Genomic DNA, 19317 nt, shown 5'->3' on the forward strand with positions numbered 1-19317 from the left:
TTCTTCAACCCGTGGCGGGGATGAACGTTCCCGGAGCTTATCAGGCCCAGCCTTCCAGCACCTGATCCGGCGGGCGATGCCCATCCCACCAGGCGCGGATATTGGCGATCACCTTGGCGCCCATCGCCGCGCGCCCTTCGAAGGTGGCGGAGCCCATGTGCGGCAGCAGCACGACGTTGGAAAGCGCCAGCAGCCGAGGATCGACGGCGGGCTCATGTTCGAACACGTCCAGGCCCGCGCCGGCGATCCGGCCGCTTTCCAGCGCCTCGATCAGGGCGGCCTCGTCGACGATCTCGCCGCGCGCGAGGTTGATCAGATAGACGTGGCGCGCCAGCAGCCCCAGCCGCCGCCGGTCGATCAGATGATGCGTCGCGGCGGTGTGCGGGCAGTTGACGGAAACGATATCCACCGCGCCCAGCATCTCATCAAGATCGGCGTGGAAGCTGGCGCCGAGCTCCTCCTCGATCACCGAGGGCAGCCGGTTGCGGTTGTGATAATGGATCGACAGGCCGAAGCCGCGCGCGCGCCGGGCGATGGCCTGGCCGATCCGCCCCATGCCGATGATGCCAAGCCGCTTGCCGCCGATGCGATGGCCCAGCATGCCGGTGGGGCTCCAGCCGGTCCACTGGCCGGATCGCACCAGCTTCTCCCCCTCGGCCAGCCGGCGCGGCACGGAAAGGATCAGCGCCATCGTCATGTCGGCGCTGTCCTCGGTCAGCACGCCGGGGGTGTTCGTCACGATGATGCCGCGCGCGCGAGCGGCGGCGAGATCGATATGATCGACGCCGTTGCCGAAATTGGCGATCAGCTTCAGCCGGGGCGGGGCGGCATCGATCAGGGCGGCGTCGATCGCATCGGTGACGGTGGGGACGAGCACGTCGCAATCGGCCATCGCCGCGATCAGGGCGGCGCGATCCATCGGGCGATCGCCCTCGTTGAAGCTGGCGTCGTAGAGCTCGGCCATGCGCGCTTCCGTCTCGGGCAGCAGCCGGCGGGTGACGGCGATCTTCGGGCGGTCGGGGCGGACGGGCTCGGCCATGACATGCGCTAGGCATGGGGCGCCGCCGCCGTCAAGCATCAGCATGTTGCCGCCATTGCATGGCCTGAGGATTCCGCTCCGCGAGAAATGGCTCTAGAACGGGGTGATCGGGTCCGTGCTGACGGGGGTAGGTGAATGCGGAAATGGATGCGGGCGGCGGTTGCGGGCTTCATGGTCGCGGCGGCGCTGGGCGCGAGCGCGGCGGAGGCCCAGCGCCGGCAGGTGCCTTATTGGGTTTCGATCGCCGCGCGCGAGGCGCTGATGCGCACCGGCCCCGGCACCAATTATCCGGCGACGTGGAAATATGTCCGCCCCGGCCTGCCGCTGCGCGTGATCCAGGTGCACGAGGATTGGCGCCGCGTGGAAGACCCGGAGGGCGAGCGCGGCTGGGTGAAGGGCATATTATTGTCCGAACAGCGCACCGCAATCGTCGTCGGCCAGACGGGGGAGCTTCACGCCAAGGCCGATGGCGGCTCGCGGCTGGAATGGCGGGTGGCCCCCGGCGTGATCGGAAAGGTCGACAAGTGCGGCGGCGGCTGGTGCCGCTTCGACGTGAAGGGCCGGCGCGGCTATATCGAGACGCGCAGCCTGTGGGGCGTGGCGCAGGACGAAGCGGTCGACTGAAAAACCCGGCACGGGCGCAAAAAAAGCGGCCGCCCCGAAGGACGGCCGCCATATTTATATCGGCCTGAAGGATCAGAAGCCGATGATGATCGAACCGATCACGGTGCGCGGCGCACCGATCTGGGCCGTCGTGACAGTGGTGTTCGACGTCGTCCCGTCGAAGCCGCCCACGTAGAGCTTGTCGAACAGGTTGGTGACGTTGAGCTGGAAGTAGGTCTTGTCGTTCAGGCCAGCCCATTCCAGCGAGAGGCGGGCATCGAGATCGACCAGCGTATAAGCCGGCGCCTTGGCACCATAGACCTGCACGCCGCTCTGGAAGACCGGAAGATTCTGGTCGTTCACATAACGCGGGCCGGTCCGCTTGGCCTGGACGCCGAGCTGCACCGGGCCGAGCGTGCCCTGGGCGCGCCCGCCGAAGGTGAAGGTCGGCGCACCCGATTCGCGCTTGCCGGCCGTCTGGCCATAGATCGGATCGCCGGCGCCATTGCGGCCGATGACGACATCGTCCTTGATCTTCGACTTCAGATAGGAACCGAAGACGTAGAACGAGGCTTCCGGGATCGGCTGGTAGGAGATGCTGCCGTCGACGCCGTATTTCTCGACCTTGCCGAGGTTCCGGTAGATCGTGACATTCTGTTCGAAGTCATAGGACGAAGCCAGGCGGTTCTTGTAGTTCGTATACCAGCCGGAGAGCTGGGCCTGGATCTTGCCCGACGTGTAACGGACGCCGAGGTCGAAATTGTCCGTCGTTTCCGGCGAGGGATCGGCGGCGTCGGTGCCCGGCGCATACCAGAAGGACTGGTAGAGGTTGTCCGTGCCCGGAACCTGAACGCCCTTCGAATAATTACCGAAGACGCTGAATTTCGGCATCACGTTGAACACGACGCCGGCGGTCGGCAGCAGCTTGTCATAATTGAAGACGCGCTTCTGCGGGCGGGCGAAGTTCGGGTTGGCCGCCGCATAGGCATCTTCGGCCGCGTCGTTGCCGCGCATGCAATCCACGAAGCCGCTGTTGCTGCTGGTGAAGCAATATTGGTTCAGGTTGCGCTTGAAGAAGGGCGCGCGCAGGCCGGCATTGACGGTCAGGCGTTCATCGAAGAACTCGCCGCGATATTCGCCCGAGACCTGGTGCAGGATCGCATAGGACAGGCGATCGCGCTTCTGCAGGCGGTTGCCGTCCGATCCCAGCACGGGATTGTCGACCGGGAACACGTCGATCGCATTGCCGTAGGCGTCGAGGAAGCCGACTTCGCCGGTCTGGCGATGGCGGCCGCGATCGTAGCTGTAGGCAAGGCGGACGGTGTTATGATCGTCGATGTCGTAGCGCAGCGAGGCGATCAAGCCGAGGCGATCCGTCTTGGTCTGGCTGGGGGCCAGCATGCGGACGGTATCCAGCGTATCGCCATCGCCGTTCAGGTCGGCGCCGACATAGGGCTTGCCGCCGAAATAGCCGGGGAAGAACTGGTCGCCGATCTTGAATGCCGACTCGATGGCTTCCACCGTGCCGCCGCCATTGGCCTTGGTATATTGGTAGCTGGGATCGACGGTCAGGACGAGGCCGTCGCTGAGCGTGAAGCGCGAGCTCAGGCGGATATTGCCCGTGTCGGACGGATTGAACCGATATTCGTAGAGCGAGCCGCAGCTGTTGGCGGTATCCTTCACGCCCGGCGTGGCCGGCGTGACGGTGCAGCGGGCGACTTCGTAGAAGCGCTCGTCCTTGGTGATCGGGAAGCGGTTGCTGGAAGCCGATCCGACGACCCGGCCGCCCGCGACATCGGTGCGCAGGGGAACCGAACCGAAGAAGTTGTTGCGGTTCTGGTTCCAGTGGCCGGCGAGCGACACGAAATCGCCATTGTCGCCGACCGGCTGGTAGATCTTGAAGTTATACTGCTGCTTGTCGACCTTGCCGTAGCCGCCATAGATCGCATTGTTGGTCGCGCTGCTGGCGGAGAACCAGGCGCGGGTGCCGAACGAGGTGAATTCGCCGGTGTCGACCAGGCCGAACACGCGGAAGAAATCATATTCGCCGACCGAGCTGACCACCTTCACGCCGAAATCCTGGGAAGGATTGCGCGAACGCAGGTTCACCGTGCTGCCCGAGGCGGCGGCGGTGGGGCTGTCCACGTCGGTGGTGCCAAGGTTGACGTTCACCTGATCGATCAGCTCGGGGTCGATCTGCTGGTTCGAATAGAGCGCATAGCCGCCCGTGTCGTTCAGCGGCAGGCCGTCGAACGTCTGCGAGATGCGCGTGTTGTCGAAGCCGCGGATCGACATCTTGCCGCCGGCCGAGCCGAACGGATCGTTGTTCTGGAAGCTGACGCCGGGAACCAGATTGATGATGTCATTCACCGACTGGCCGGGCACCTGATGGGCGATGATCTCCTGGGTGAGGACGACCTTGGCCTTGGGCGTGTCGGGCGTGTTCACGCCGGCGACGGCCTTGGGGCCGGCGACGCCGGTGACGACGATTTCCTGATTCTCGAAGTCGATCGAGCCCGTGGACTGGGCGTAAGCGGCGGGCGCCGCCAGAGCTGCAACGGCGCAGCCCAGCAGTAACTTTTTCACTTCATATCCCCTTTTTAGCGGATGGCGTGCCAATGGCCTCCCCTCATGACGCGCCGGAGAAATCTGCATGGCTCCCGAGTGACGGTTGCATGACGTTATTGTTTCACCTGCCTTTGCGGCGGTGCATCATGCGCCGATAGGCGAGATTTTCTGCGAATCCAAGATGTCCCGCAGCAACTCATCGCGATTGGTGTGCGGCTGCGAAACGACTGCTTGCAAAGAGCGAAATCGCCGGATGCGGCCGGTTGTGGCCGTGTCATATCCGTGTAACATTCATCTCTATAATTGATCAGTTTTGCTTGGAGGAGATGATGCGCGGTCTTGGGTTGATGTCGCTGGCGTTGATCGCCATTCCTGCCGCCGCCCACAGCCAGCCGGCCCCGCGTGTGGAGACGGGCTATGAAGTCGGCGCGCTCGGCCTAGCGGCGATCGACCGGGGCGACTGGACTGTGGCCGAGCGACAGCTTGGCGCGATGCGCGGCGTTTCCGCCGAGGATCCTGCCCGGCTGATCAACCTCGGCCGCGTCTATGCGGCCACGGGGCGGCCCGAGCTGGCCGCCGAAAGCTGGCGGCAGGCGCTGCGCTCGCGCCATCATTATGAGGTCACGCTGGGCGACGGCACCGTCACCACGACCGACAAGGTCGCCCGCGCGGCGCTGGCGCAGGTGAGCTTCGTTTCGCGCTGACCCCTTAGCGCGGAAATCGGTTGGGCTGCAGCGCCGCGCTGTAATAGGCGTGGCGCGATGATTCGGCTTTTTGCGCCCCTGCCATGATCCTGCCCGATCCGATCGGGGCGGGATGGGACATGTCCTGGATATTGCCGGCGCTGGGCGCGATTCTGGGCCTCGTCGCCGGCAGCTTTCTCGCGGCCCTGGCGCTGCGCTGGCCGCGCGGCCAATCGGTGATGCGGGGGCGATCGGCCTGCGACGCCTGCGGCCACCGGCTTGGCGTCGTCGATCTGCTGCCCGTGTTCGGCCACCTCCTGCGGCGGGGGCGCTGCGCCTATTGCGGCGCGCCTATCGATCGCCGCCATCTGCTGATCGAACTCGCCTGCGGGGGCATCGGCCTGGTATCATTGCTGGCCGCGCCGGGGCTGGAGGGGCTGTGCGGCGCCATGTTCGGCTGGCTGCTGGTCGCGCTCATCGCACTGGATGTCGATCATTTCTGGCTGCCGGACGAGCTGGTCGCGGCGCTGGCCGTCGTCGGTGTGGGCGCCGGCCTTGCGGGGATCGCCCCGCCGATGGCGGATCGGCTGATCGGCGGGCTGGCCGGGTTCGCGGGGCTGGCGGTGATCGCGATCCTCTATCGCGTCACGCGGGGCCGCACCGGCATGGGGGGCGGCGATCCCAAATTGCTGGGGGCGATCGGCCTGACCTTGGGCTGGCAGGCGCTGCCGCTGGTGCTGCTGGGCGGTGCATCGGTCGGCCTCGCGCTGCTGGGCGTCCGCCGGCTTCGCGGCGACAGCATCCGGGCCGATCAGGAGGTGCCGTTGGGCGCCCTGATGGCAGTCGTCGCATGGCCGCTGTGGCTCGTCGCGGCCATGGCTTGACGAGGCTGGTGACAAATCCTCAACAATGCCCGGCTAGGACGGGTGAAGCCCGTGGTTAACAGCACGTCACGGACCTGTCATAATGCAGCGCTAGCGGGCGGCGCAGGGGTGGTATTTGATGCAATTGTCTTTCGATCGGCGCGCCCAACGCCTGCTGCGCCGATTGCCGCGTTACTCGGCCTATAATATCGCGGAAATCCTGCTGCTTGCCCTGCTGGCGGTGCAGGGCGCGCGCCTGCTTTATGCGGTGGTGACGCCGGTCGGCCCGGTCGGCGGCTGGCGCGCGGCGGACCGCGCCGTCGGGGCCCCCGTTTCGATCCTCGGCGCATTCGATCCTTTTTTCCGCCTCGCCGATACACAGGGGCCGGTGGCGGTCACGGCGCTGGACATCAAATTGTTCGGCACGCGGGCCGATCAGGCGTCCGGCCGCGGATCGGCGATCATCGGCCTGCCGGACGGCAGCCAGGCGAGCTTCGCCGTGGGCGAGGAGATATTGCCGGGCGTCACGCTGAAGGCGGTCGGGTTCGACAATATCACCGTGCAGCGCGGAGGAACGGACGAGATGGTCTATCTCGACCAGTCCACCCCGGCGGAAGCCGTGGCCCAGGCCGGGGCGGAGGGAGCGGCCGGCATCCCGAGCCCGGTGGTGGCCGCTGGCGACAATTATGACGCCAAGGGCCCGACGCCCGCGCCCCTGCCGCTGATGGACGAAACCGCCGCCACGCCGCGCCTGCGCAACGGCGCGGTCGATGGCGTGGTGCTGCAGCCCAAGGGCGGCGGCAACGCCTTTCGCGCGGCGGGTTTCCAGCCCGGCGACGTGCTGATGTCGGTGGATGGCCAGCCCGTTTCCGATGCCGGCGGTGCCACGCGGCTGCAATCGCGCCTCCAGCAGGGAGGTGATATTCCGGTGGAAGTTGAACGGGGCGGGCGCATCGTCTCCCTGCGGGTGAAGGCTGGTCAATGAAGCGTCTGGTTCTCGTCTCGGCGCTCGCGCTCGCTCTGGCCTCGCCGGGGGCGGCCCAGCAGATGCTCAACCTGCGCGATGCCGATATCCGCGCCTTCATCCAGGATGCCGCCCGCGTCACGGGCCGCACCTTCATCATCGATCCCCGCGTGCAGGGGAAGGTATCGGTGGTGACGGACCGGCCCCTGTCCCGCACCGAATATCTCGACGTGTTCCTCTCCACGCTGCGCGCCAACGGGCTGGTCGCGGTGCCGACGTCCGGGGGCGCGTTCCGCGTCCAGCCGGCCGATACCGCCGCCGCCCAGCCGGGCCGGGTCGGCACGCGGGGCACGTCCAGCAACAGCTTCGTGACCGAGGTTTTCCGCCTCCAGACGATCGATGCCGCATCGGCGATGGAAACGATCCGCCCGCTCGTCAGCCGCGAGGGATCGGTTACCGCCAATCGCACCGGCAACGCCGTGGTCGTCGCCGACTTCGCCGACAATATCCGCCGCATCCGCGAACTGATCGACCGCATCGATCGCGATGCCGCCACCACCCAGGTGATCGCGCTGCGCAATGCCGGCGCGCGGGAAATCGCCCAGTCGCTGCAGGCCCTGGCCGAGGCACCGCGCGCGGGCGGTGGCGGTGGGGACGGCGCCGCCGCCGCGCCTGCCGGGCCGGGCGTGTCCGTCGTCGCGATCGACAGCTCCAACTCGATCGCGCTGCGCGGCGATCCGCGCACGGTGGCGCGCCTCGCGCAGATCGCCGAGGATCTGGACCGGCGGGCGGCGACGGGCAGCGAGATCCGCGTGATCTTCCTGGAACATGCCGATGCGGCGCAGCTCCTGCCGGTTCTCCAGCAGCTTGTCGGCCAGCCGGTGACGCCGGCTTCCTCCTCGACCACGCCGTCGCGCGGCCGTTCCGGCGGCGGCAGGAACGGCGGCAACAACGCCCCTGCCGAAGTGGTGGAAGCGGTGGCCCCCGCCACTTCCAGCGCCGCGCCTGTGGGACGCGGCCAGCCGGTCATCGCGCGCTTCGAAGGCGCGAACGCGATCGTGGTTTCCGCGCCCAGCGACATGCAGCGCACGCTGGGCGAGGTGATCCGCCAGCTCGATACCCGGCGCGAGCAGGTGCTGGTCGAAGCGATCATCGTCGAGATTTCGGACAATGCCGCCCGCAAGCTGGGCGTGCAGTTCCTGCTGGGCGGGCTGGAGGGCAGCGCCATCCCCTTCGCCGCGACCAATTATTCCAATACCGCGCCCAACCTGCTGACCATTGCCGGCGCCATCGGCGCGCGGGAACTGAACACCACGACGACCACCACCGATAACGGCACGACCACCACGACCACCAACAGCGGCGGCGTGGCCGATCAGCTCGCGCAGGCGGCCGTCGCCTCGATCCTGGGGGCGGGCGGCGGCTTCTTCGGGTTGGGCGGCAAGACCGACAACGGCACCATCTTCGGCGCGATCGTCAATGCGGTGCGTTCGGATACGGAATCGAACATCCTGTCGACGCCGTCGGTGATGACGCTGGACAATCAGGAAGCGAAGCTGCTGGTCGGCCAGGAAATCCCCGTCACCACCGGCCAGGCGCTCAGCAACAATTTCGACAATGCCTTCCGCACGGTGCAGCGGCAGAATGTCGGCGTGCAGCTGGAGGTGAAGCCCCAGATCAACGCGGGCGGCGCGATCAAGCTGTTCCTGCGGCAGGAGGTGAGCTCGATCGCCGGGCCGGTCTCCAACGACAATAGCGAGCTGATCCTCAACAAGCGCGAGATCGAGACCACCGTCACCGTCGACGATGGCGAGATCATCGCGCTGGGCGGCCTGCTGGACGACAATGAGCGCAAGACGATCGAGCGGATTCCGCTGCTGAGCGACATTCCCGGCATCGGCGAGCTGTTCAAATCCCGATCGCGTTCGCGCACCAAGACCAACCTGATGGTCTTCATCCGCCCGCGCATCGTGCGCAGCGCCGAGGATGCCCGCATCGTTGCCGCGCAGCGCTACGGCTATATCCGCGACATGCAGGCCGCCCAGCGGCCCGAGCGCGAGCCGACGATCGACGAGATGGTGCGCGGCTATATGGGGGCGGAGCCGCCTGCGCCGGGTGCGGTTCCGGCCCGGCCCGAGATCATAACGCCGTCCGTCCGCTCCTCGCGCGAAGTGGTGCGGCCCGTGCCGGTGCCGCCGTCGAAGGGCGAGCAATGAGGATCGCGCGTGGCGATCAGCCGGCGGAGGGGGGCGTTGGCCCCGCGGCCGCCGGCATCGCCATCCCCTATGCCTTCGCGCGCCGTTTCGGCGTGGCCCTGATGGCGGGCGAGGAAGTGACCGTCGCGCTCCGCGAGGGCGGCGATCCGCGCGCGCTGATCGAGCTTCGGCGCAGCTTCGGCCGCCCTTTCGGCGTGGAGAAGGTCTCCGCCGACCGGTTCGACCGCATCCTTTCCGAAGCCTATGCCATGGACGGGCAGGCGGCCGCCGATGCCGCCGGATCGCTCGGGCTGGGCGACGAACTGGCGATGCTGGCCACCGACCTGCCGACCGCCGACGACCTGCTCGATTCGGCGGACGATGCGCCGGCCATCCGCCTCATCAACGGCATCATCGCCGATGCCGCGCGGCAGGGCGTCTCCGACATCCATATCGAGCCATATGAAACCGGCCTGATCGTGCGCATGCGGATCGATGGCGTGCTGCGTGAGACGCTGCGCATGCCGCCGCATGTCGCGCCCGTGGTCGTCAGCCGCATCAAGGTGATGGCCCGCCTCGACATCGCCGAACGCCGCGTGCCGCAGGATGGCCGCATCGGCCTTACGCTGGGCGGCAAGCTGCTGGACGTGCGCGTTTCCACCTTGCCCAGCCGGGCGGGCGAGCGGGTGGTGCTACGTATCCTCGACAAGGAGAATGCCGGGATCGAGCTGGACGTGCTGGGCATGCCGCCGGCCATCCTCGCGGCGTTCCGGGATGCCATCGGCGAGCCCAACGGCATCATCCTCGTCACCGGACCGACCGGATCGGGCAAGACGACGACGCTCTATGCCGGCCTGCGCCTGCTGAACGACGGCAGCCGCAACATCCTGACGGTGGAAGACCCGGTCGAATATGCGATCGAGGGCGTCGGCCAGACGCAGGTCAACGCCAAGGTCGGCCTGACCTTCGCCGCCGGCCTGCGCGCCATCCTGCGCCAGGACCCGGACGTGGTGATGATCGGCGAGATCCGCGATCGCGAGACGGCAGAGATCGCCGTCCAGGCCTCGCTCACCGGCCATCTCGTGCTTTCCACCGTCCACACCAACGATGCGGTCGGCGCGATCACCCGCATGCGGGACATGAAGGTGGAGCCTTTCCTGCTCGCCTCCACCCTGCGCGCCGTGATCGCCCAGCGGCTGGTGCGGCGGCTCTGCCCGGTCTGCCGTCATGCCGTCGAGGCGCCGGCCTCGATCGCGGCGCTGCTGGGGATCGCGCCGGGCACGGTGATCCATGAGGCGAAGGGCTGCGATGCGTGCAGCCATACCGGCTATAAGGGGCGCATCGGCGTCTATGAGGCGGTGCGCATCGACGATGCGATACGCGGCCTCATCAACGCGGGTGGCGACGAGACGGCGATCTCCGCCCATGCCTTCCGCAACGCGCCGACATTGACGGCGGCCGCCCGCGCGCTGGTGCTGGAAGGGCGGACCACGGCCGAGGAAGCCGTGCGCATCACCCGGCGCGAGGCGATCGATGCCTAATTATGATTATGTCGCGCTGGATACCGGCGGGCGGGAACGCCGGGGCAGCGTGCGCGCCGATACGCCGAACGAGGGCCGCGCCAAGCTGGAGGCGCGCAAGCTCTATGTCGTCAGGATCGAGCAGGGATCGGAGACCGTGCCCGCGCCGTCGCTCCTGTCGCGGGCCGGCGCGCCCGCGCTGAAGCGCCGGCTCTCGGCCAAGCAACTCACCCTTTTCACGCGCCAGGTGGCCACCCTGGCGCAGGTCGCCCCGCTGGAGGAGGCGCTCCGCACCATCGCCCGGCAGGCGGAGCAGCCGCATGTCCGCCGCGTGCTGGAGAATGTCCATGCCGGGGTGGTGGAAGGCCGGCGCCTTTCCGATTCCATGGCGCGCGAGCCCAGGAGCTTTCCACCGCTCTATCGCGCGATGGTGGCGGCGGGCGAAAGCTCGGGCAGCCTGCCCACCATCCTCGATCGCCTGTCCGATCTCCTGGAGCGGCAGGCGGCGGTGCGCGCCAAGGTGATGACGGCGCTGGCTTATCCCACCATCCTCGCGCTGGTGGCGGTGGGCGTGGTGTTCGCCCTCATGGTGTTCGTGGTGCCGCAGGTCGTTGCCCAGTTCGACAGCGTCGGGCAGGATCTGCCGCTGCTCACCCGCATCGTCATCGGCATCTCCAACTTCCTGCGCAACTGGTGGTGGGCGTTGGCCCTTCTTATCGCGGGCCTTGGCGTTCTCGGCTGGCGCGGCCTCCGGGAGCCGCATATCCGCATGGCGGTGGATCGTTCGATCCTGCGCATCCCGCTGATCGGCCGGCTGGTCCGTGATCTCCACGCCGCCCGCATGGCCCGCACGCTTTCCACTATGGTATCGAGCCGGCTGCCCCTGCTGGAAGGGCTTGCGCTGACGACCGGCACGATTCACAACCGCGCGCTGCGGGCCGCGTCTGCCGATATCGTCGAGGCGATCCGGGGCGGCGGCAGCCTTTCGGTGGCGCTCCGCCGGGCGGGCGTGTTCCCGCCGCTGCTCGTCTACATGACCGCCTCGGGCGAGGCCGCCGGCAAGCTCGATATCATGCTGGAACGGGCGGCCGACTATCTGGAACGCGAATTCGATGCCTTTACCAGCGCTGCGCTTTCGCTGCTGGAACCGGCCATCATCGTGCTGATGGGCGGAATCGTCGCTATAATCGTTCTGTCCATTCTCCTTCCCATTCTTCAGCTCGATACGCTTGCGGGCGCATGAGGACATCCATGGAAATTCTCGAACAGACCGCCAAGACGCGCCGCCGGCGCCGGGACCGGCGGGAACACGGCTCCGCTTCTCCGAGGCGTTCCGCCGAACACGGCTTCACGCTTGTGGAACTGATGGTGGTGATCGTCATCATCGGCCTGCTCACCACCATCGTCGCGATCAACGTGCTGCCCAGCGGCGACAAGGCCCGCGTGGAAAAGGCGAAGGCCGATATCTCCCTGCTGGAACAGGCGATGGAGATGTATCGCCTCGATAATCTGACCTATCCGGGCACGGCCGATGGCCTGCAGGCGCTGGTTGCGCCGCCGGCATCGCTCACCCGGCCGGAACGCTATCGCCGGGGCGGCTATGTGAAGAAGCTGCCGGAAGACCCTTGGGGCAATCCCTATCAATATGCCTCGCCCGGCCAGCACGGCGCGTTCGACATCTTCAGCTACGGCGCCGACGGCCGCGAAGGCGGCGAGGGCGACGATGCCGATATTGGCAACTGGAAATAGGCCAGCGCCCGGAGAGCATTCAAGTGAGCCGCGCCGTTGAGCATGGCGCTCGCAAGCGCCTCGCCGAACACGGCTTCGCGTCCCCGCGGCGTTCCGCCGAACACGGGTTCAGGTCCCTGCGGCGTTCTGCCGAACACGGCTTCACGCTTGTCGAGCTGATGGTGGTGATCGCGATCATCGGCCTTTTGACCGGGGCGGTGGTGCTGGCCATGCCCGATCCGCGTGGCGACCTGCGCGATCAGGCGGAGCGGTTCGCCGCCCGTGTCCGCGCCGCGCAGGATGCCGCCGTGATCGAGGCGCACGAGATGGCGCTGTGGGTGACGGCCGACGGCTATGGCTTCGAACGGCGCGAACGGCGCGGCTGGCGGCGGCTGGATGAAAGGCCGTTCGACGATCGCGATTGGGAAGGAGCGCAGGCCATCGTCGGCGATGCCGGCCGCGCCCGCGTGATCTTCGACACCACCGGCCTTTCCGAGCCGCTCGATCTCGCGCTGGTGCGCAACGGCACGCGGGTGACGGTGCATATCGACGCCGACGGGACGATCGATGTCGGCTCCTGATCGCCACGCCGTTGCCGAACACGGTTTCACGTCTTCTAGGCGTTCCGCCGAACACGGCTTCACGTTCCCGCGGCGTTCCGCCGAATACGGCTTCACGCTGATCGAGCTGATGGTCGCGCTGGCGGTGTTCAGCATCGCGGCGCTTGCCCTGCTGCGGCTGGAGGGCGCGACGCTCACCAGCACGGGGGTGCTTGCGGACCGCACGATCGGCCAGATCGTCGCCCGCAACCTGGCGGTGGAGGCTTTGACCGATCCCGTCGCGCCGTCATTCGGCGAAGCGCGCGGGCGGGAGGAGAATGGCGGCCGCAAATGGACGTGGACGCGCCGCTCCGTCCGCGCCACCGATCTCAACCTTCAGCAGATCGACATCGCCGTCACTGACGATGCCGGCCGCCCGGCGGGTTCGCTCACCGTGTTCAGGGCGCTGCAATGACCCGCCCGGCGCCCAGGGGGGGACACGGCTTCAGGCCCGTGATGCGTTCCGCCGAACACGGCTTCACGTCTCCGCGGCGCTCCACCGAACACGGCTTCGCGTCCCTGCGGCGTTCCGCCGAACACGGTTTCACGCTTGTCGAGCTGATGATCTCGCTGCTGATCTTCGGGCTGCTCGCCTCGGCCGGGGTGGCGCTGCTGGGCTTCAGCGTGCGGGCGCAGGAGGCATCGCGCGAGCGGCTGGGCGAGATTGCCGCGATCCGCCGCGTGGGTGCCATCATGACGTCCGATCTCGCGCAGGCGGCGCCGCGCATGGTGCGGGACGAGGGCGGCGTCCGCCAGGTCGCCTTCACCGGCGAAGGCGGCGGCCCCGGCGCCGTCGCGCTCGGCTTCGTCCGGCGGGGCTGGAGCAACGGCGGATCGGCGGCGCGCGCCTCGCTCCAGCGCGTCGAATATCGCCTGGTCGACGACCGGATCGAACGGCTGACCTGGCCGATGCTCGATGGCGCGCAGCCTTCCCGGCCGGGCACCGTCATCCGGGGCGTGAAGTCGCTCACCATGCGCTACCGCCGCAAGGGCGAATGGCGCGATCGCTGGGACCCGGAGCGGCCCGAGGCGATGCCGGACGCCGTGGAAGCGGTGATCGATATCGAAGGGATCGGCCCCGTCCGCCAGCTCTTCCTCACCGGCACGGGGAACGGGCCGTGAAGGGGCGGGGGCATGCCGAACGCGGCGGGGCGCTGCTCACCGTGCTGTTGCTGGTGGCGGTGATATCGGTGCTGGCCGTCGCGGCGCTGGAGCAGCTTCGCCTATCCACCCGGCTTGCCGCCAACGGCGCCGCGATCGATCAGGCGCGCGCTTATGCGCTGGCGGCCGAGGCGATGACGCTCGATCGCATGGGCGTGCTGGCGGGGCGCGATACGGGCAAGACCACGCTGGCCGGCGGCTGGAACGGGCGGGCCTTTGCCGTGCCGCTGCCGGAAGGGATCGTTTCGGCCACCCTGTTCGACGGCGGCAACTGCTTCAACCTCAACAGCGTCGCCGAAGGCTTGCTGGCCGGCGATTATGCGCCGCGCGAGCTTGGCATCCGCCAGTTCATCGCGCTGATGGAAGCGCTGGGCATCGACCCCACAGATTCGCGCCGCGTCGCCGCCTCGCTCGCCGACTGGATCGATGCCGATGCGGCTCCCAATCCCGATGGGGCGGAGGATGATTTCTACCTCCAGTCGGCGACGCCCTATCGCGCCGCCAACACCCTGCTGGGCGACGTCAGCGAGCTGCGCGCGGTCGCCGGCGTCACGCCCGAAATCTATCGGCTGCTCCGCCCATGGGTGTGCGTGCTGCCCAATACCGATCTTTCGCCGATCAACATCAACACGCTTGCCATGGATCAGGCCCCGCTCATCGCCATGCTGATGCCCCAACGGATCGATCTCAACCGCGCGCGCCAGATCCTCGCCCAGCGCCCGGCCGATGGCTGGAACAGCTCGGTCGATTTCTGGAACCTCTTCACCGCCCGCGGCGATACGCCGGACATGGAGGCAATGAGCCAGGTTTCGCTCCGCACCCGCTGGTTCCGGCTGGAGCTTGACGTGGAAATCGGCGGCGCGCAGTTGAGCGAGACGGCGCTGATCGACGGGGCATTGGCGCCGGCGCGGATCGTGGCGCGCAGCTGGGGGAGCGACGAATGAGCGACGATCGCTACCTGCTGCTGTTCCCCGGCGACGAGGGCGCGCCGCTGGGCGGCTGGCTGCGGATCGCCGGTGGCGCCGTCGTCGGCCGTGGGCGCGATATCCCGGCCGTGGGGGAGGGGGAGGACGAGCGGATCGTCGCGGTGGCGCCCGGCCCCGACGTCACCGTCCACTGGCTCGACCTGCCGAACCTTTCGCAGGCGCAGGCTGCCGCCGCCGCCAGGCTTGCCGCCGCAGATGTCGCGGCCGAGCCGGTCGATCGCCTCCACATCGCGGTCGGCCCGGCCGGCGAGGATGGCGCGCGGGCGATGGCGCTGGTTTCGGGATCGCGGATGGCGACCTGGGTGGCGGGGCTGCAATCGCTCGCGCTCGATCCCGATCATGTGGTGCCCGAAACCCTGCTGATCCCGCCGGCCGCCGAAGGCGCGCGGCGCTGGGCGCGGGGTGATCTCCACCTGGTGCGGGGCGACCGCATCGCCTTCGCGGCCGAAAGCGTCGTTGCCGATGCGCTCGTCGATGGCCCGGTGGAGGAACTGGACGACGCGGCGGTCGAGGCGGGGCTGGCCGGCGCGCTGGCCGCCATTCCGGTCGATTTGAGGCAGGGGGCCTTCGCCAAGCGGCGTCCCTGGGCAGTGGACTGGAAATCGCTGCGGCGCATGGCCTGGATGGTGGCAGGGCTTTGCCTGCTGACCCTGCTGATCCAGGGCGCGCTGATCCTGCGCTACACGGTCGCGGCCGATGCGGTGGAGCGCGAAACCGGCGTGATCGCGGCCAAGGCCCTTCCCCGCGCGGGCCGCATCGTCAATGCCCGTGCCCAGCTTGCCGAGCGGCTGGCCGAATTGCGCGGCGCCGGCATGGGCTTCGGCGCTACGGCCGCCGCCTTGTTCTCGGCGGTGCGCGATACCGCGAATATCGAGCTTTCATCGCTCCGCTACGATCGCGACGGCAGCCTGCGGGCAACGGTGGAGGCGAGCGCCGCCAGCGACATCGCCGCCCTGCAGCAGCGCATCGCCGCGCAAGGCTTCACGGCGGATGCCGGCGAACCGCGATCGGGCGGCGGCCGGCAGATCGCCGAGCTGACGGTGCGCGGCCAATGAGAAGAAGCCCGATGATCGAACGTTTCCGTCCCTGGTGGAGCCAGCGTTCCCAGCGTGAGCGCATCATGCTCGCGGTGATGGCGGGCCTGCTGCTGCTTACGCTTGGCTGGCTGCTGCTCGTCCGGCCGATGGGCGATGCGCTGGCCGATTCCCGCGCGCGTTACGATCGCGCCGTCACCGCCCGTGGCGAGGCGCAGGTGCAGGCCGATGCGATCGCCGCGTTGGAACGGGGGAAGCCGAAGGCGCTGCCGGCCCCGATCGACAAGTGGATCGGCCAGCGAGCGGGGGAGGCGGGCTTCACCGTCGCCCGCGTCGATCCGGTCAGCGCGGCGCAGGCGACGGTCGTGATCAACGCGGTGCGCCCGCAGGCCTTCTTCGCCTGGCTCGCCGATATGGAGCGGCGGGACGGGCTGGTGGTCGAAGGGCTTAACGCCACCACCAACAATGATGCGACGCTTGCCGTCGAAGCCACGTTGCGGACGCGCGCGCCATGATCCGCCTTCCCGTCCGTCGCGTCGTCCTGTTCCTGGCGCTGCTCGTGCTGGCCCTGATCGCGCTTTTCCCGATGCGGATCATGCTGGGGGCGATGGGGCTGGGCAGCGCGGGCCTTTCGGTGCGCGAGGTGCGGGGCAGCATCTGGTCCGCCCGGCTGGCGGAGGCGCGCTTCGGATCGGCCGAGCTGGGCGACATGAAGGCGCGGCTCAACCTATTTCCCTTGCTGGTCGGCCGGGCGCGGATCGATCTGGATCGCGCGGAGACGGGCGGCTCCTCCTCGCTCAAGGGCGCGGTCAGCGTCACGCGGCACAGTTTCGGCGTGGATGACGTGACGGCGCGCCTGCCCGTGGCCAGGCTTTTCGCGCCGATGCCGGTCGCGGCGCTCGACCTCAGCGATGTCAGCATCCGGTTCCGGCAAGGGGCGTGCGATCGCGCCGATGGCCTCGTCCGCGCGGAAATCCAGGGGGACGTGCCGGGGCTGGCACTGGCCAACGGGCTCAGCGGCACGGCGCGCTGCGATGGCGACGCCGTGCTGCTGCCGCTCGCCAGCCAGAGCGGCATGGAACGCCTGTCGCTGCGCATCGGCAAGAGTGGCGGCTATACCGCCGATTTCGTCGTCCGGGGCGCCGATCCCGCCGCCAGCCGCGCGCTCGAGGCCAACGGCTTCGCCGCCTCAGCCGATGGATTGAAGCTTTCCGTTGCGGGAACATTTTGATGCGTCTTGCCCTGATCGCCCTTCTCGCCACGCTGGCGGGGTGCAGCGGCGCCCAGCCGTCCGCCTCCCGCCGGGCCGCGCCGCCGGCCGCTCCGGTGGATGACGGCATCCCGCTCGGCACGCTGCCGCGCCAGCAGCTCGCCGCCGGCCAGTGCGCGCTTTTCCTGTGGAAAGCCGGCAATGAAGCGCGGCTCGTGTTGATGGCGCGGGTCGATCCGCCGATGGCGCGGATCGCGATCGGCGGCCAGCAGATGGATCTTGCCCGCACCAACATCGCCGCCGGGGACGGCGGCAGCATGTTCGCCAACGCGGTCTATAGCGACGGCACCACCACCGTCACGCTCGACGTCAGGCTGGAACAGCGATCGACGCTGCAGGGCGGCGCGGTGGTGACGGACGGATCGCTGCGGCTGGACCGGCCGGACGGGGAAAGCTTCGTCATGCCGGCCGCGGGCCTGCTGGCCTGCCGCTGATCGCCCGTCAGGCGTCCAGCGGTCGGCCCTTCGTCTCCGGCACCAGGAACATCATCGTCAGCAGGCTGATCGCGGTGAAGATCACCGGATACCAGAGCCCGGCATAGAGATCGCCCGTCATCGCGACGATGGCGAAGGCGGTCACCGGCAGGAAACCGCCCACCCAGCCGGTGCCGACATGGTAGGGCAGCGACATGGCGGTATAGCGGACGCGGGCGGGGAACAATTCCACCAGCATCGCCGCCATCGGGCCATAAAGCGCGGTCGCCGCCACCACGAACAGCAGCAGGATCGCCGCGATGCCGGGCAGGTTCATCCGCGCCGGGTCCGCCTTCAGCGGGTAGCCGCCATCGGCCAGCGCCTTGCGGATCGCGGCGGTCTGTTCGGTCTTCAGCGTCTTCAGCGCATCGGCGCCGAGCCCGGTGCCGTCGGCCGGGCGCAGGCGCGCCTCGCCGATCCGCACCTCGGTCGCCGTGCCGGCGGGCAGATCGGCGCTGCGATAGGGGATGCCGCCGGTGGCCAGCACGCCCTTGGCGATGTCGCACGCGCTGGAGAATTTCGCGGCGCCCACGGGATCGAACTGGACCGAGCAGGTAGCGGGATCGGCGGCGACCACCACCGGCGTCCGCCGCTGCGCCTCCACCAGCGCGGGATTGACGAAACCGGCCAGCGCATGGAAGGCCGGGAAGAAGGCGACCAGCCCCAGCAGCATGCCGCCCAGCATCACCGGCTTGCGGCCGATCCGGTCGGAAAGCCAGCCGAACAGGACGTAGCAGGGGGCGGACGCCAGCGTCATCGCCATCACCACGATATTCACCGTCGCCGGCGCGACCTGCAGCGATTTTTCCAGGAACACCTGGATATAGAAGAAATAGCAATACCAGACGGCGCCCTGCGCGCACATCACGCCGAAGAAGGCGAGCAGCACCAGCCGCATATTGCTCCACCGGCCGAACGCCTCGGCCAGCGGCGCGCGCGATATCTCGCCTTCCTCGCGCATCTTCTCGAAGGTCGGGCTTTCGGTCAGCTTCATCCGCATCCAGATGGAGATGGCGAGCAGCCCGGCGGAAACGAGGAACGGCACGCGCCAGCCCCAGGCGGTAAACGCCTCCTCGCCGATCGAGGTGCGGGTCGCCAGCACCACGACCAACGCGGCGATCAGCCCGAAGGCGGCGGAGGCCTGGATCCAGCTCGTCGAAAAGCCGCGCCGGTCGGAAGGGGAATGTTCCGCCACATAGATGGCCGCGCCGCCATATTCGCCGCCCAGCGCCATGCCCTGGAATATCCGCATCAGGATCAGCAGCGCCGGCGCGATGGCCCCGGCCTGCGCGTGCGTGGGCAGCAGGCCGATCGCGAAGGTGGCGCCGCCCATCAGCGATACGGTGATGAGGAAGGCGCCCTTGCGGCCCAGCCTGTCGCCCATGCTGCCGAACAGGATGGCGCCCAGCGGACGGAAGGCGAAGCCGGCGGCGAACAGGCCGAGCGCCGCGACGAAGCCGGCGGTTTCCGTCAGCCCGGCGAAGAACACCTTGGCGATGACCGGCGCCAGCGCCCCGAAGATGAAGAAATCATACCATTCGAATGCGGTTCCGGCGGCCGATGCCACCACCACCCGCCGCATCGAGGCGCGCTGCCCCGCTAGTCCGCCCATCGACATCCCCACTTTCCGC

At 68.4% G+C, this 19317-nt stretch carries 19 protein-coding genes; 16 read left to right on the top strand and 3 right to left on the bottom strand.

Annotation, left to right across the window (positions count from 1 at the left end):
* Nucleotides 1-40: 40 nt before the first annotated feature.
* The gene (locus CV103_RS19645; RefSeq protein ID WP_107395917.1) at nt 41-1039 is read right to left on the bottom strand and encodes a 2-hydroxyacid dehydrogenase; all 999 of its coding nucleotides are present in this window, start codon (nt 1037-1039) and stop codon (nt 41-43) included.
* A gap of 135 nt (nt 1040-1174) precedes the next feature.
* Here CV103_RS19645 and CV103_RS19650 point away from each other — a divergent pair, with 135 nt between their 5' ends.
* Nucleotides 1175-1663, top strand: a complete 489-nt coding sequence (locus CV103_RS19650; protein ID WP_041864739.1) for an SH3 domain-containing protein — start codon at nt 1175-1177, stop codon at nt 1661-1663.
* Nucleotides 1664-1735: 72 nt separating this feature from the next.
* Here CV103_RS19650 and CV103_RS19655 read toward each other — a convergent pair whose 3' ends face one another.
* Complete coding sequence (locus CV103_RS19655) at nt 1736-4228, bottom strand: TonB-dependent receptor (RefSeq protein WP_107395868.1); 2493 nt, start codon at nt 4226-4228, stop codon at nt 1736-1738.
* Between the two features lie 308 nt (nt 4229-4536).
* On the opposite strand from CV103_RS19655, the gene CV103_RS19660 reads away from it, so the two are divergent.
* The 15 genes from CV103_RS19660 (at nt 4537) to CV103_RS19730 (ending at nt 17647) form a co-directional block, all read left to right on the top strand.
* Nucleotides 4537-4914, top strand: a complete 378-nt coding sequence (locus CV103_RS19660) for a tetratricopeptide repeat protein (protein ID WP_146163455.1) — start codon at nt 4537-4539, stop codon at nt 4912-4914.
* An 83-nt stretch (nt 4915-4997) separates the two neighbouring features.
* Nucleotides 4998-5777, top strand: coding sequence for a prepilin peptidase (locus CV103_RS19665; RefSeq protein WP_211314427.1), 780 nt, complete (start codon nt 4998-5000; stop codon nt 5775-5777).
* 118 nt (nt 5778-5895) lie between these two features.
* Nucleotides 5896-6741: a type II secretion system protein N gene (locus tag CV103_RS19670; RefSeq protein WP_107395870.1), complete on the top strand. Its 846-nt coding sequence runs from the start codon at nt 5896-5898 to the stop codon at nt 6739-6741.
* Nucleotides 6738-8936, top strand: coding sequence for a type II secretion system secretin GspD (gspD, locus tag CV103_RS19675; RefSeq protein WP_107395871.1), 2199 nt, complete (start codon nt 6738-6740; stop codon nt 8934-8936). The genes CV103_RS19670 and gspD overlap by 4 nt, the downstream gene beginning before the upstream one ends.
* On the top strand, nt 8933-10456 hold the full coding sequence (gspE, locus tag CV103_RS19680) for a type II secretion system ATPase GspE (RefSeq protein WP_107395872.1): 1524 nt from the start codon (nt 8933-8935) through the stop codon (nt 10454-10456). The genes gspD and gspE overlap by 4 nt, the downstream gene beginning before the upstream one ends.
* Entirely contained in the window at nt 10449-11678 is a 1230-nt protein-coding gene (gspF, locus tag CV103_RS19685; RefSeq protein WP_107395873.1) for a type II secretion system inner membrane protein GspF, read from the top strand. The genes gspE and gspF overlap by 8 nt, the downstream gene beginning before the upstream one ends.
* Nucleotides 11679-11686: 8 nt before the next feature.
* A complete protein-coding gene (gene gspG / locus CV103_RS19690) occupies nt 11687-12184 on the top strand; it encodes a type II secretion system major pseudopilin GspG (RefSeq protein WP_015456812.1) in 498 nt (165 codons plus the stop codon).
* Nucleotides 12185-12207: 23 nt separating this feature from the next.
* On the top strand, nt 12208-12744 hold the full coding sequence (locus CV103_RS19695) for a GspH/FimT family pseudopilin (RefSeq protein WP_107395875.1): 537 nt from the start codon (nt 12208-12210) through the stop codon (nt 12742-12744).
* The gene (gspI, locus tag CV103_RS19700; RefSeq protein WP_107395876.1) at nt 12731-13177 is read left to right on the top strand and encodes a type II secretion system minor pseudopilin GspI; all 447 of its coding nucleotides are present in this window, start codon (nt 12731-12733) and stop codon (nt 13175-13177) included. Before CV103_RS19695 ends, gspI begins: the two co-directional genes overlap by 14 nt.
* Nucleotides 13178-13218: 41 nt before the next feature.
* Nucleotides 13219-13884: a type II secretion system minor pseudopilin GspJ gene (gene gspJ, locus CV103_RS19705; RefSeq protein ID WP_107395877.1), complete on the top strand. Its 666-nt coding sequence runs from the start codon at nt 13219-13221 to the stop codon at nt 13882-13884.
* Nucleotides 13881-14867, top strand: a complete 987-nt coding sequence (gspK, locus tag CV103_RS19710; protein ID WP_107395878.1) for a type II secretion system minor pseudopilin GspK — start codon at nt 13881-13883, stop codon at nt 14865-14867. Before gspJ ends, gspK begins: the two co-directional genes overlap by 4 nt.
* Nucleotides 14864-15964, top strand: a complete 1101-nt coding sequence (gene gspL / locus CV103_RS19715; RefSeq protein ID WP_107395879.1) for a type II secretion system protein GspL — start codon at nt 14864-14866, stop codon at nt 15962-15964. Before gspK ends, gspL begins: the two co-directional genes overlap by 4 nt.
* 11 nt (nt 15965-15975) lie before the next feature.
* Nucleotides 15976-16458 carry a type II secretion system protein GspM gene (gene gspM / locus CV103_RS19720; RefSeq protein ID WP_015456818.1) on the top strand — a complete coding sequence of 161 codons (483 nt, stop codon included), beginning with the start codon at nt 15976-15978 and terminating at the stop codon, nt 16456-16458.
* Entirely contained in the window at nt 16455-17174 is a 720-nt protein-coding gene (locus tag CV103_RS19725; RefSeq protein ID WP_107395880.1) for a type II secretion system protein N, read from the top strand. Before gspM ends, CV103_RS19725 begins: the two co-directional genes overlap by 4 nt.
* On the top strand, nt 17174-17647 hold the full coding sequence (locus CV103_RS19730) for a hypothetical protein (RefSeq protein ID WP_015456820.1): 474 nt from the start codon (nt 17174-17176) through the stop codon (nt 17645-17647). The genes CV103_RS19725 and CV103_RS19730 overlap by 1 nt, the downstream gene beginning before the upstream one ends.
* A 7-nt stretch (nt 17648-17654) precedes the next feature.
* On the opposite strand, the gene CV103_RS19735 is transcribed toward CV103_RS19730, so the two are convergent.
* Nucleotides 17655-19298 carry an MFS transporter gene (locus CV103_RS19735; protein ID WP_107395919.1) on the bottom strand — a complete coding sequence of 548 codons (1644 nt, stop codon included), beginning with the start codon at nt 19296-19298 and terminating at the stop codon, nt 17655-17657.
* Nucleotides 19299-19317: the final 19 nt, after the last annotated feature.

It is taken from the genome of Edaphosphingomonas fennica, from assembly GCF_003034225.1.
Lineage (GTDB): Bacteria > Pseudomonadota > Alphaproteobacteria > Sphingomonadales > Sphingomonadaceae > Sphingomonas_E > Sphingomonas_E fennica.